We start from the raw sequence: 13,177 nt of genomic DNA on the forward strand, positions 1-13,177 counted from the left end.
GTCCCGGGGCCTGCTGCCCGCTCCTCACGTTCACCGTCCGAGCCTATCCTCGCGGTACGACCACCCGCCGACGAGTTCAGTCGGTACGCGGATGGTCGCCGCCGCGGAGCTGGTCGACCGCGTGCCCGAGGATCGGCCCGAGTACGGCGAGCCCGTCCCTGGCACCGCCGGTCGAACCCGGCAGGTTGACCACGAGCATCCGGCCGAGAACGCCGGCCAGGCCACGGGAGAGCGCGGCCGTCGGCACCTTGTGCCGGCTGTGTGCCCGGATCGCCTCGGCGATGCCCGGGATCTCGTAGTCGAGCAGTTCCCGGGTCACGTCGGGGGTCCGGTCGGTCGGATTGACGCCGGTGCCGCCACTTGTCAGCACCACGTCGACGCCTTCGGCCGCGGCACGGCGCAACTCGACGCCGACGGGATCGCCGTCGCGCACCACCACCGGCTCGTCGACCTGGCAGCCGAGCTTCGTCAGGCCCTCGACCAGCAGCGGGCCGCTGGTGTCGGTGTAGACGCCGGTGGCGGCGCGGTTGGAGGCGACGACCACCCTCGCCCGGATCACGGCCGGTCCGCCGGCCGGTTCCAGTCGCCGGTCTTGCCGCCTTCCTTGCGCAACACGCGCACCCCCTCGATGCTGGCGGCCGGGTCGACGGCCTTGACCATGTCGATCAGCGCGAGCCCGGCGGTGGCCACGGCGGTCAGCGCCTCCATCTCCACGCCGGTCCGGTCGGCGGTCCGGACCGTCGCGGTGATCTCGACCGTGTCGTCGCCGGGCTCCAGGTCGACGGTGACCCCGTGCAACGCGATCGGATGGCAGAGCGGGATCAGGTCCGGGGTGCGTTTCGCGCCCATGATGCCGGCGAGCCGGCCGACCGCCAGCGCGTCACCCTTCGGCAGCCCGTCCCGGCGCAGCAGGTCGACAACCTCGGTCGTGGTCCGCAGCCGGCCTGCCGCGACGGCCCGGCGCACCGAAACCGGTTTGGCGGCGACGTCGACCATCCGGGCCGACCCGGCGGCGTCGACGTGGGTGAGCTGTGCGGGGTCGGTCTGCTCCGGTCGCGCGCGCTCGCCGTGCTCGGGCTGCGCGGGGTGGGTCTGCTCGAGCTGCGCGGGGTCGGTCACGTCCGCGAGCCTACCGGCCGGGCCGGCGCCGCCCGCCCGCGTCCGCCGACGGGCCGTGCCGCCGTCCTGTCCGGATTCGCCACGGCAGCGGGCCAGCTCTCCTTGGTGACGGCTGCCCCTTCCTCTCCCTGGTGACGGGCTACCTCTTCCGCCGCTGACGCCACCAGCTCGTCCACCCCAGCACGCCGATTACCACCACGATGCTGCTCGCCGTGAAGGGGAACGGAACCGCAGGGCTCCGTAGGGTCAGTCCGCCGCCGACCACGGCGGCACAGGACGGGATCGCGACGGTCGCGAACAGCACCCAGGCACGCCACCCGCTCCTCGTCGACGGCGAAGGGACGTTCCGGTCGATGCGCATCGCGCCCACCAGCAGCGCTGACGCAACCGCGAGCAGGAGCAGCGCGTACCAGCGTTGAGCTGCCGCCGGGACATCCCACCTCATCCACACCAGCACGAAGAACAGGCTCCAGACCGTCAGCCACCGACGCGACGGCCGGACAGGCGGGTCGCCCGGTACTGGCGGCCGGCCAGCCTCGGCAGAGTCTCGCGCCGCCCCGGAAGGGACTGGATCGGTCATCAGCTGCTCCGCGAGGTGACGGCCCTGGTCACGCAATCTGAGAGTACGTCAATTCGAGCGGCAGGGTCCGGTTCGTCTTCCGACCTCTGTCGGGCGGTTCGGGCGAGGGAGCGATCCCCATTCTGAACTCTGTCGCGAGTGCCACACGACAGCCGTACCCGCTCCCTCACCCTCACCCGCTGCGGTGACCGGGGGGCGATCACCGTCAGCCGGTCCCCGCGCCGTCTGTCCGTCTTCCGGACAACCCCCGTGGCCGACGTGGAAGAAACTAACCGTGCCGACGATAGAAACTCGATACGCGGTCGATACGTCGTCCACATCGACTCGATCATGGCCGCCAGGCAGGTAAGGGCTAGGCGTTGACCTACGGCCTGGTTGGACCGGTACCGCTCGTACTAGGTCAGCATGGCAATACGACGCTGAGCTTCGAAGCGCTCCGGTACGCCCAACTTCTGAAATATGGTCAGCGCTCGCTCCCAGTGGCGACGCGCCTCAGCCTGGTCGTGCGGTTGCAGGCAGCCCGCCATCGCAGCCAGCGCCCGCCCCTGCTCGTATGGATGGCTTATCCGGGTAGCGAGTTCGAGTGCACGCCGGTGTGCTTCCAACGCTTCTGGTTGCCGGCTTGTCGCCGACAGAGTAAGTCCTAGATCATTCAGCGCTGCCGACTCGACGTCCCGCTCCCCAGCATCGGCGGCTGCGGCTATCGCCCTCCGGTGCAGTTGTTGGGCCTCGGCCAGCCGGCCCATCTGGCGGTACGCGCTGCCGAGCTCGTTGATCGCGCCGGCTTCGCCATTCCGATGACCCACTCGTTTTCGGAGCGCCAGAGACGCCTTGATCAATCGTGCTGCCTGCACGGGGTAGCCCATACGCAATCGGATCGCCCCTAGATTGCCCAGGTCCTGCGCAACGGCGAAGCTCTTCTTTGAAGTCGATTGCCGCGAACATGGTGATTCGCTGGACGCGAAGCGCTTCCTCGTATCTGCCGAGCAGCATCAGTGATGTTCCGAGGTTTGTTCCGATGAAGGTCATACCCTCCCGCCGCACCTGCTGAAGTATATCGACGGATTCCCCGATACGGCCTATTCTTGTGAAGACGACCGCCAGGTTCGCCCAGCTGCTCTGTTCTCCAGCTCTGTCGCCGACGTTCTTCCTCAGTTCGATCGACTTCTGCACGTGTTGGATAGCCGCTTGATAGTCAGAGAGATTGAGATAGCCGGAAGCGATGTAATTGTGCATCATCGCAGTGGCGGCCGCATCTCCAGCCCGAGTGGCCGCTTGAAGACCTAGGCGGTGGGTCTCGATAATCTCGTCCGAGTACCCCCCGATGTAGTAGAACCTCCATGTAAGTCGAGGCAGCAACCACCCGTAGTTTCCGTACCCGCCCTCCACAGCAAGGCGGATAAGCGAGCGTATATTGACCCGCTCCTGTTCCATCAAGCTTGTATCGGGTACCGCAGCCGCTAGGAGATCCTGACGCATCGGTGCACCTAGCGGCATTCGTAGGTTCTGCGGAGGTAGCGTCAACATCTCCGACACGACGGCCACGATCTGCAGGTAGTGGTCGAGAAGCTGTTCGAGCGCCTGTCGACGCTGCGCCTCGGAGTCGGTCGTGACGGCAAGGTGATGGGCGTACTGACGAATTAGGTCGTGCAGGCGAAAGCGCCCGGCACTGGGCTCGTCGACAAGGTGCCGATCCACCAACTCAGAGAGAGCGGATTCGGCATCCGCCAGCGGCAGACCGCTGAGTGCCGCAGCCACGGTCATTCGAAACGACTCACCCGGGTAGAGGCCCAATAGCCGAAACATCCGCTGCACGGGCGGTCGAAGTGGTTCGTACGAGAGCGCGAAGACGCTCGCCAGGCTTTGGTCCTCCACAGAGAGTTCGCCAAGCACCGCCAAATCCCGGTCGAGCCGCTCCGCAAGATCCCGGACCTTCCACCCGGGTCGGTGCGCTAGGCGAGCATCCGCCAGTCGCAGTGCCAATGGCAGGTACCCGCACCTGCGCACCACGTGAACTGCGGACTCCGCCTCGACTCGGATGCGTTCGGGCCCGACAACCGTCGTCAGCAGTTCGACCGCTTCGTTCTGGGAAAGGACTGGTAGGGATTCCGGGACGATGCCCTCACCGGCGAGCAGTCGGTGACGGCTGGTCACCAGCACCAGTGCTCCAGGTGCGGACGGCAGCAAGGGTTCGAGTTGCTTGCGACTGCCGGCGTTGTCCAGCAGGACGATGACTCGGCGGGCGGTCAGTACTGCCCGCCACAAAGCAGCTCGGTGATCAAGATCGGCTGGAATTCGGCCTGCCGGCACGCCGAGCTGCCGAAGTAGGGTGACCAAGGCGGCCGCCGGCTCCATCGGGGCGCTGCTGCTATGTCCGTGGAGGTCGATGAATAGCTGCGCGTCGGGATAGCGGCCAGCGAGCCGACCAGCCAGGTGTACGGCGAGCGCGGTCTTGCCGATCCCGGCCATTCCGTTTATGACATGTATAACGGGCGCGGTCGCCCTCGCCTGTTCCACGGCCTCCGTCAGTTTGCGTAACGTCTCGGTCCGCCCGGTGAAGTCCGTGACGGCCCGGGGGAGCCAGCAGGACGGCACCCCCGGCTCTGGACCGACACCCGCAAAGGAATCGAGGATCGGCGCATCCGGCACGATCGGCGAGCCGGTTTGCGCCTGTCGGGTGGTGGTCTGGAGTCGCTCCAGAGCAGGATCGCGATTAAGTACTGCCTTGTGCAGTTGTTGCAGTTCGTCGCCGGGCTCGATGCCGAGTTGGTCGACCAGCTCCGACCGTGCGGTGGCGAACGCCGCCAGGGCGGCCGGCACGTCACCGTCCTCGTAGAGGGCCCGGATCAGCAGGGCATGGCCATGTTCCCGGAGTGGACTGGCCCGCAGGTGGTCCCGGAGCAGTGGGATGGCGAGGCGGGGCCGTCCTGCGGCCAGGTGCAGCTCGGCCCGCTGCTCGACCAGGCCGAATCGCTGCTCGAGCGCCGTCGTGCACCGTGCCGAGAGCACAGGTCCGAGCGGTACGCCCGACAGCATCGGTCCCCGCCATCGGTTCTCGGCGCGGCGCAGCAGGTCATCGGCGCGGGACAGATCCCCGACCGCGAGAGCCTCGCCGGCCTGCTGGCACTCCGCCTCGAAGGCGATCAGGTCGATGTCGTCCGGAAGGACCCGGAGTTCGTAGCCGGGACCGGATCGGGCCAACAGTTCTCTGGTCGCGTCCGCCTGGTCGAACGTCCGCCGCAGGCGCGCCGCGTAGCTGCGGGCGTTCGCGACAGCTGACGCCGGCGCCGTGGCCGGCCACAGCTCGTCGATCAACTCCCCCAAAGTCACCATCCGCCCCGGGCGGATCGCCAACATCGCCAACACCGTCTGCTGCTTCGGTGGGCCGAGGGGCAGCGACTCGCCGTCAGAGCGGACCTGCACCGGCCCGAGAAGCCGAACCTCGATCATCTACGACCCCAAGACGCACAAAAAGGACGAGGCGAACAGGTGACCCCCCGCAGTGTATCGACGGACACACAGATACATTCACCGACGTCATTCGACGTCTTCCGGTGGTGTCACACGTAGTTCGACACAATGAGACGGCCTTCTGGGAGCATCGGTGGCCCATCCGGGACCGGAACCCAGGGTCAGCAGATCGACACGAAGCGAGTTCTACCAGGTCACCTGATGGAGACGCAGCAAGACTCGGTCGACACTCGATGCCAGTCGGGTCGAGTGCATGCCCCGCCGATCCCTACCAGACCATCACCCCTTACGACCGAGTCGCTGATTCCGGGCGAGGCTCAAGCCAACCCCGGCGGGTACCTCTGGAAAGTGGGCGGTTCAGCCCGCCACGAAGGGCCCGAACTGGCGCTCTGAGTTTCGGGGATATGGACAGAGCGTGACGAATCAGGCGCTAGTTGACTAATACTGATTATAGCGACATTTATTGTCGCTAACCGTCTGCTTCTGGTCCTAAGCTTCAACCATCGATCGAGAGCAACAAGCGACGGGGACTAATCGAACAATTTGGTTGCTCGCGGACACCCCCACCGTGAAGGGAGCAGGGCCGATGCGTTCCAACGACTGGTACTAGGAGATAGGACCCGTCACACAGCGCACGTCAGGTTGCTACCGTTACTGACCACCAGGGTTCGGTGACGTTGAGGAACCGATGTGAGCCAGGGACAGCGCCTCGACAACGAGACCGATCAGCGGCTGGTGCCGCTCCTCGGTCTCGTCGCTGTTTTCGCAGCGGTCGCGACAGTGTGGTCCGTGCTGCGGATTCCCCAGCCACCCCGGTCCACGAGCGACCTCGTGATGGCGCTGGCGCTCATCGTTATGATCACGGTGAGTGCGAACGTGCGGGCACCGATCCGCATCCGCTCCACCACGCACGCCATTACCTGGAACGACACCGCGATCGTGATCGGTGTGGCCGTCGCGCCAACATCGTGGGTGGTGCTCTGCACCGGGATCAGCCTTGTAATCTCGAGTCGGATCCATCGTTCATCTTTGGTTAAGACGATATTCAACGTCAGTAAGAACATGCTGGTGGCCGCCGCAGCCGGCACCACGCTGTCACTCATCGACTGGGTATGGACGCCCACCACCTTGCATCACATGATCGCCCCAGTCGCCCTGGCGTACGCCGTCGCCGCACTCGTCGACGAGATCGTCGCGATGCCCGTCCTCGCGTTGGCGGCCCGGCGGAAGATCCTCCGGCAGTTCACCTCCAACTGGGACCTCAGACTCATCGGCTACGGCGTGCGATTCGTCGTGACCGTCCTGACCTTGATCCTCCTCCAGGTCCAGACCTGGCTGCTGGTGGCGGTGCCGCCGCTGGCGCTCAGCCTGCACCTGGCGTACTCGACGCGGGTGCGGGCGCGGGCCGAACGGCAGGCGTGGCAGGACCTGGCGCACACCACGGACGCGCTCAACGTGGTGGACATCAATGCCGTACTGCACACGGCCGTCGCCCAGGCCGCCAACCTCTTCTCCGCCGACGAGGTCGAGGTGGAGTTGCGGGCGACCGGGCGTACCGTGCGGGGTAACAGCGAGACCGTCACGTACGACGGGCTCGCCGCAGAGCCCTCGACGGTGAACGGATCGGTCGTCCCGATCGAGATGAAGGGGTACGACGGGAGTCACATCGGGATGCTGCGACTGCGCTTCCGGGGGCCGGTGAAGTTGTCGGAGCGGGAGCAGTACACCCTGCGTACCTTCGCCTCGGCGCTCTGCACGGCGGTCCGCAACGCGTCCGCGTACGCCGAGTTGAACCGGGTGGCCGAGGAGCACGCGCACGCCGCCGCACACGACGCGCTCACCGGCCTGGCCAACCGGCGACACCTGCTCGACCGGGGCGCCGCGCAGCTCGGGCAGCGCCGCACCGAGGGGGTCGTCGCGCTGCTGCTGATCGACCTCAACCACTTCAAGGAGGTCAACGACACCCTCGGACACGCGGCCGGCGACCGGGTACTCATCCAGGTGGCCGAGCGGCTGCGCGGTGCCGTACACGGCGAGGACCTGGTCGCCCGGCTCGGCGGCGACGAGTTCGCGGTGCTCTTCCACGGCCTGCCCGCACCGGCGGTCGCCGCGCACCGGGCCGAGGCGCTGCTCAGCGCGCTGCACGAGCCGATCGAGCTGGACGGGATGCGGATCAGCGTCGAGGCCAGCGGCGGCATCGCGGTCGCGCCCGGCAGCGGCGGGATGACCGAACTGCTGCGCCGCGCCGACGTGGCGATGTACCAGGCGAAGCGGGCCGGACGGCGGATCGCCACGTACGCCCCGGCCCGGGACACCGCCGACCTCGGCCGGCTCTCGCTCGGCGGGGACCTGCCCCGGGCCGTCGCCGACCAGGAGTTCACCGTCAACTTCCAGCCGATCGTCGACCTCGGCAGCGGTGAGGTGGTCGCGGCCGAGGCGCTGGCCCGGTGGCGGCATCCCGCCCGGGGCACCATCGACCCGCTGCGGTTCCTGGAGACGGTGGAGCGGTCCGGGCTGCTGCCGGCGTTCGCCGAAGCCGTACTCGACCAGTCGCTGATCGCCGTCAACACCTGGCGGGAGGCCGGGTTCGACCTGCCGGTGGCGGTGAACGTCTCGCCGCGCAGCCTGCTGGACGCCCGGTTCCCCAGCTCGGTACTGGCCCGGCTGCGTGCGCACGACCTGCCGCCGGACCGGCTGGTGCTGGAACTGACCGAGACGCTGACGCTCAGCCAGCTCGAGGTGGTCGACCAGGTGCTCGGGCAGTTGCGGGACGCCGGGATCCAACTCGCCCTGGACGACTTCGGCACCGGGTACTCGTCGCTGTCGGTGCTGTCCCGGATTCCCGTACACGAATTGAAGATCGACCGGGGGTTCGTCACCGCGATGGAGACCTCGGCCGAGGCCGCCGCCGTGATCCGGTCCACGGTCGACCTGGGACGCAGCCTCAACCTGAGCGTGGTGGCCGAGGGCGTGGAGAGCGAGCCGCAGCGGCGGGCGCTCTGGGAGCTGGGCTGCGCCGCCGGGCAGGGGCACCTCTTCGCCCGGCCGATGCCGGCCGCCCGGCTGCTCGCCGCCCTGCACCAGGGGGCCGGCGGTCGTCCCGGCACGCTGGCTCCCGCCCTGCACGACCAGGGCTCCGTGGTCCGGCTCTCGCCCGGCCGCCGCCCCGGCCCGCGCCGCGCCGAACGCCTGCCGCACCTGCCGGCCTGACAGAGGCCGGCGCCACCGCCGCTGCGCCACACCTGCCGGCCCGGCAAAGGCACGCGCCACCACCGCTGCGCCGCACCTGCCGGGGTGACGAAGGCACCCGCGACGGAGCGATGCCGCGGCTGGCGGCGTAACCCACGGCGTGCGACTCGGCGCGTCTGCCAGACTTGCCCGCGTGAGTGGCACGGACGAACGGGACGATTCAGCGGCGACCCGGGCAACGGCAGGCCGGAGATACTGGCGCCGGGCCGACCGGGCCGCCGGTGGCCTCGCCGCCGACCTGGTGCTCTACCTCCTCTCCACCGGATTCGCCGCGCTGACCGCGGCCACCTCCACCCTGCTGCCGCACCGTGCCTGGGGAAGCGTCGCCGCGTTCGGCTACCTCGCCGCCAGCATCCTGGTGCTCGGACAGCTGCTCGTCCGGCGCAGCCGGCCCGGCTCGTGGCTCGCCGGCACCGCCGCCCGGGGCGGGTTGACCGTCCTCACCTGGGTCGCCACCGCCCTGCTGCCGCTCGTCTGGCAGGCGGTCGAGCGGGTCGGCGGACGGCTCGACCGCGCCCAGGAGGAGGTGGTGGTGGTCGAGAACTCCGGCGCCCGGCTGGTCGAGCACGGCACGCCGTACCTCACCCGGGACGCCATCGCGGCGCTGCCCGGGGGCGAGCAACTTCTCGGCTACACCCCGTACCAGCCGGGCATGGCCCTCTTCGGGCTGCCCCGCGCCCTCGCCGGGACCGCCTGGTGGACGGACGCCCGGATCTGGTTCGCCGTGGCCACCGCCGTCGCGCTCGGCCTGGCGGTGCTGCTGCTGCGCCGCCCGGCGGTCCCGGCACCTGCCCCTCGCGACGCGGGCCCGGCACCGGCGCGCGGCAACAACGAACGCGACAGCGACCACAACAACGACCACGACAGCACGAGCGGCAGCGACCGTCGCGCGGTGTCGGCGCTCCGGGACGCGGCGCTGGTCCGGGCGGTACAGCTCGCGACGGTACTGCCGGTCTGCGCGCTGACCCTGGCCACCGGCGGCGACGACCTGCCGGTCCTCGCGCTCTGCCTGCTCGCCCTCGGCTACGCCGCCCGGGACCGCTTCGTCGGCGCCGGGCTGGCGGTCGGGCTTGCGGCGGCACTTAAGCTCTTCGCCTGGCCGGTCGGGCTGGTGCTGCTGGTGCACGCCGCCGTCCGGGGCCGCCGGCCAGGACTGCGGCTGGCCGTCGGGGCACTCGGGCTGCCCGTCGTCGCGCTGGTCCCGGCCCAGCTCGTGGACTCGGCGGCACTGGTCGAGAACGTGCTGCGCTTCCCGCTCGGACACGGCCTGGTCAACAGCCCGGCCGCCTCGCCGTTCCCCGGCTACCTGATCGCGCAGTCGCTGCCGGCCGGCCGGGTGGTGGCCGCCGGGCTGCTGGTCGCGACCGGGCTGCTGATCGCCGTGCTGCTACTGCGCCGTCCGCCACGCACGGCCGCCTCCGCCGCGCTCTTCTGCGGGTACGGGTTGCTCGCCGCGATCCTGCTGATGCCGTCGACCCGGTTCGGGTACCTGCTCTATCCGGTCGCCTTCCTGGCCTGGGTCCCCGCTCTCCGGCTCGCCGCCACCCCTGAGCCCGAGCACACGGCCGCCACCAGCGGGGACGCGGACCCGGCATCGGCGACCACCCGGGAAACGCCGGCAAGGAGCTCGTGAACGCCCACGGCCACCCCGTCGACCCGGACCGCCGCGCCGACCCGGACCGCCCTGTCGACCCGGACCGCCGCGCCGGGTCCGGCGAACCAGACGGGCCCGACGAGCCATCCGCGCTGCCGGGTCGGCCCGGCTGGGACGTCTTCGCCGCCGTCGCCCTCGGCGGGGCGCTCGGCTCGGCCGGCCGGTACGGGCTGGCGGTGCTCTGGCCGCACGCCCCGGCCGGCGTACCGTGGGCGACCCTGCTGACAAACCTCGCCGGCTGTGCCCTGATCGGGCTGCTGATGCGGCTCGTCACCACCGCCGCCGCCCCGCACCGGTTGGTCCGGCCGTTCCTCGGCACCGGGATCCTGGGCGGCTTCACCACCTTCTCCACCTACGCCGTGGAGACCCGGGGACTGCTCGCGGCCGGCCGACCCGGTGCCGCCGTCGGCTACCTGCTCGGCACGCTCGCCGGGGCGCTGCTGGCGGTGCGCCTCGGCATGTGGCTCGCGGACCGGGTGCGGCCGTGACCGGCGCGGCGGAACGGCGACGCTCGCCGGGACGACAATGTTGATCTGGGTGGCGGTGCTGGTCGGGGGCGCGGCCGGGGCGACCGGCCGGCTCACCGTCAACTGGCTGGTGGAGCGCCGGTCGCGCCCCGCGCCGTGGGCGACCTTCGCCGTCAACGTGGTCGGCTCGCTGGTGCTGGGCCTGCTGGCCGGGGCGGGCGCCACCCTGCCGGGCTGGCTCGGCGCGCTGGTCGGCACCGGCTTCTGCGGCGCGCTCACCACCTATTCGACGTTCGGCTACGAGACCGTGCAGCTGCTCCGGGACGGGCCGGCCGGCCACCGCCGGGCGCTGCTGAACGTGCTGGCCACCCTCGCCGCCGGGCTCGCCGCCGCCGCCCTCGGCTGGTGGCTCGGCAACCTCGGATAGCCACCCGGCCGGGATGTCCCGGCCCGGCCGCACTCGACGGTTGAAGCGCCCTGCTGGCCCCGGCGGGCACCGCGCCCGGACGCGGCTTTCTGTGCGGCCTACCGAGCGGAGACGGCCGACGGGGCGTAAACCTGAGGCATGGACGCGACCTATCGGGATCGGGCGGACGCCGGTGCCGTACTCGCCGACCGGCTCGGTTCGATCACCGGCGACCCCGACGCCGTCGTCCTCGGCCTGGTCCGGGGCGGCGTACCGGTGGCGGCGGCGGTGGCGCAGCGGCTCGGCGCCCCGCTGGACGTACTCGTGGTCCGGAAGCTCGGGCTGCCGGAGGCACCCGAGGTGGCCTTCGGGGCGGTCGGGCCCGGCGGGCTGCGGGTACTCAACGAGGAGATCGCCGACCGGCTGGGCCCGGAGGAGGTGGAGCAGGTCGTCCGGGCCGAGACCGCCGAACTGGAACGGCGCGAACGGCTCTACCGGTCCGGCCGTCCCCCGCTGCGGCTGGACGGCCGGATCGCGGTGGTCGTCGACGACGGGCTGGCCACCGGTGCCACCGCGCGGGCCGCCGTCGGTGTCGCCCGGCAGTTGGGTGCCCGACGGGTGGTGCTCGCCGTCCCGGTCGGGGCGCCGCAGGCGTACGACCTGCTCAGCCGAGCCGCCGACGAGGTCGTCTGCCCGGAGCGGCCGGCCGACTTCGGCGCCGTCAGCCGGTACTACGACGACTTCCACGAGGTGCCGGACGCGGAAGTGGTGGCCGCGCTGACGGGACCTCGGTGACCCGACCGGGTACCGTCGAGTGATGCAGATGACCTGTCCGAAGTGCCGTGGCGAGATGCGGCAGTACGAGCGCAGCGGCGTCACGGTCGACCAGTGCACCGAATGCCGTGGCATCTTCCTGGACCGTGGCGAGTTGGAGAAGCTGTTCGAGGCCGAGGCCAACTGGAGCCAGCAGCAGTCCCAGGCGCCGCGACCCGCATCCGCCCCGGGCGCCGGATATCCGCCGCCTCCCCCTCCCCCGGCACCGCACCAGCCCGCCTACGGTGGTCCGAGCCACGCACCGCCACCGCCACCGCCGCCGCCACCGCCCGGCCACGGCTACCCGCCGGCACCGGCTCCCGCGTACGGGCAGCACGGACAGCCGCACTACGGCTACCACGGGCACTACCGGCACAAGAAGCGGAAGAGCTTCCTGAACGACTTCTTCGACTGACCGGTCCCGCCGGCAGGGCGGTCCCGGTGCTCCCCGGGGAGACCGGTGAGCGGATCCGCCGGTGACCGGCGTCGTCGCGGATCCCCGTGCCGGGCAACGGACCTCGCGCGTCCTCGACGGGCGGGCGGAGGAACGTCGCCGGGTGCGGGGATCCGGCATGTGCGGAGGTGAGCCGGGTGAACGGCACGGACGGGTCCGAGGGTGCGGGCAGCATGGTCGGCCGGGTGGCGGCGCCGTGGCGTGCGCTCGAATCCGCGTACGCCCGGATCACCGCGACCGTCGACGGCCTGGCCGACGCCGACCTGCACCGGCCGACCCGGTGCCGGGGCTGGTTCGTCGTCGACCTGCTGCTGCACCTCGTCCTCGACGCGCAGCGCGCCCTGGTCACGTTCGCCAGCCCGGCGGTCGGGCCGGCTGACGTGAACGCCGTCAGCTACTGGCTCTCCCCGGGCGATCCGGCGGAGGGGCGGCACGCCGCCTGGGTGCGCCGCTCCGCCGCCGCCTTCGACCGGCCGCGCGGGGTGGTCCGGCTCTGGACCGAAACGGCACCGGCGGCGGTCCGGGCCGCCGCCGCGACCGACCCGCTCGGGTACGTCAGCACCCAGGGTCACGTGCTGGCGGTACCCGATTTCCTCGCCACCCTGGTCACCGAGGCGGTCGTGCACCACCTCGACCTGACGGTGGACCTGTCCGGCGCCCCGGAGCCGGAGCGGGACGGTGTCGCCATCGCGGTGGCGACCCTGGACGGGCTGCTCAGCGCGGAGGCGATCCGTCCGGCCGACTGGTCCGACGTCGACTACCTGTTGAAGGGGACCGGGCGGATTCCGCTGACCGCGCACGACCGGCAGGTGCTCGGCGAGGCGGCCGGCTGGTTCCCGCTGCTCGGCTGAACTGTTCCCGCTGCTCGCTCGGGCTGTCACAGCCGGTGGGCCGGGCTTGTTCGCGGCCCTGCGCCGTCAGGATCCACCGAGTCGTCGCGCGCCCCGGTCGACACTCGGGGCGC

Annotated in this window: 10 protein-coding genes and 1 pseudogene; 7 read left to right on the top strand and 4 right to left on the bottom strand. The window is 70.7% G+C overall.

The annotated features are described in order from the left end of the window. Nucleotides 1-76 precede the first annotated feature (76 nt). The 4 genes and pseudogenes from ACN28A_RS13490 to ACN28A_RS13505 form a co-directional block, all read right to left on the bottom strand. A complete protein-coding gene (locus ACN28A_RS13490; RefSeq protein ID WP_421395465.1) occupies nucleotides 77-559 on the bottom strand; it encodes a MogA/MoaB family molybdenum cofactor biosynthesis protein in 483 nt (160 codons plus the stop codon). After that, nucleotides 556-1,119, bottom strand: a complete 564-nt coding sequence (gene moaC / locus ACN28A_RS13495) for a cyclic pyranopterin monophosphate synthase MoaC (protein ID WP_421395466.1) — start codon at nucleotides 1,117-1,119, stop codon at nucleotides 556-558. The genes ACN28A_RS13490 and moaC overlap by 4 nt, the downstream gene beginning before the upstream one ends. Nucleotides 1,120-2,094: 975 nt before the next feature. After that, nucleotides 2,095-2,565, bottom strand: coding sequence for a tetratricopeptide repeat protein (locus ACN28A_RS13500; protein ID WP_421395467.1), 471 nt, complete (start codon nucleotides 2,563-2,565; stop codon nucleotides 2,095-2,097). A 976-nt stretch (nucleotides 2,566-3,541) separates the two neighbouring features. Further along, nucleotides 3,542-5,149: pseudogene (locus tag ACN28A_RS13505) on the bottom strand (BTAD domain-containing putative transcriptional regulator); the annotation flags it as partial. A gap of 711 nt (nucleotides 5,150-5,860) precedes the next feature. On the opposite strand from ACN28A_RS13505, the gene ACN28A_RS13510 reads away from it, so the two are divergent. The 7 genes from ACN28A_RS13510 to ACN28A_RS13540 all read left to right on the top strand — a co-directional run bounded on the left by ACN28A_RS13510 (nucleotide 5,861) and on the right by ACN28A_RS13540 (nucleotide 13,064). Continuing rightward, nucleotides 5,861-8,380: a putative bifunctional diguanylate cyclase/phosphodiesterase gene (locus ACN28A_RS13510; protein ID WP_421395469.1), complete on the top strand. Its 2,520-nt coding sequence runs from the start codon at nucleotides 5,861-5,863 to the stop codon at nucleotides 8,378-8,380. 172 nt (nucleotides 8,381-8,552) lie between these two features. Next, nucleotides 8,553-10,052 (top strand): glycosyltransferase 87 family protein, encoded by a 1,500-nt coding sequence (locus ACN28A_RS13515; RefSeq protein ID WP_421395470.1) that lies wholly within the window; start codon nucleotides 8,553-8,555, stop codon nucleotides 10,050-10,052. Next, nucleotides 10,049-10,561 carry a fluoride efflux transporter CrcB gene (gene crcB / locus ACN28A_RS13520; protein WP_421395472.1) on the top strand — a complete coding sequence of 171 codons (513 nt, stop codon included), beginning with the start codon at nucleotides 10,049-10,051 and terminating at the stop codon, nucleotides 10,559-10,561. The genes ACN28A_RS13515 and crcB (ACN28A_RS13520) overlap by 4 nt, the downstream gene beginning before the upstream one ends. Nucleotides 10,562-10,598: 37 nt before the next feature. Continuing rightward, on the top strand, nucleotides 10,599-10,967 hold the full coding sequence (gene crcB, locus ACN28A_RS13525) for a fluoride efflux transporter CrcB (RefSeq protein WP_421395473.1): 369 nt from the start codon (nucleotides 10,599-10,601) through the stop codon (nucleotides 10,965-10,967). Between the two features lie 138 nt (nucleotides 10,968-11,105). Then, nucleotides 11,106-11,741 carry a phosphoribosyltransferase gene (locus tag ACN28A_RS13530; protein ID WP_421395474.1) on the top strand — a complete coding sequence of 212 codons (636 nt, stop codon included), beginning with the start codon at nucleotides 11,106-11,108 and terminating at the stop codon, nucleotides 11,739-11,741. 19 nt (nucleotides 11,742-11,760) lie between these two features. Continuing rightward, a complete protein-coding gene (locus ACN28A_RS13535) occupies nucleotides 11,761-12,174 on the top strand; it encodes a zf-TFIIB domain-containing protein (protein ID WP_421395476.1) in 414 nt (137 codons plus the stop codon). Between the two features lie 176 nt (nucleotides 12,175-12,350). Beyond that, nucleotides 12,351-13,064, top strand: coding sequence for a maleylpyruvate isomerase N-terminal domain-containing protein (locus ACN28A_RS13540; protein WP_421395478.1), 714 nt, complete (start codon nucleotides 12,351-12,353; stop codon nucleotides 13,062-13,064). The last annotated feature ends 113 nt before the right edge of the window (nucleotides 13,065-13,177 follow it).

It is taken from the genome of Plantactinospora sp. WMMB782 (assembly GCF_049179135.1).
Lineage (GTDB): Bacteria > Actinomycetota > Actinomycetes > Mycobacteriales > Micromonosporaceae > Plantactinospora.

Coding starts and splice junctions, on each gene's coding strand:
- ACN28A_RS13500 (WP_421395467.1), bottom strand. CDS start 2,565: ATGGGCTACCCCGTGCAGGCAGCACGATTGATCAAGGCGTCTCTGGCG.
- crcB (WP_421395473.1), top strand. CDS start 10,599: ATGTTGATCTGGGTGGCGGTGCTGGTCGGGGGCGCGGCCGGGGCGACC.
- ACN28A_RS13530 (WP_421395474.1), top strand. CDS start 11,106: ATGGACGCGACCTATCGGGATCGGGCGGACGCCGGTGCCGTACTCGCC.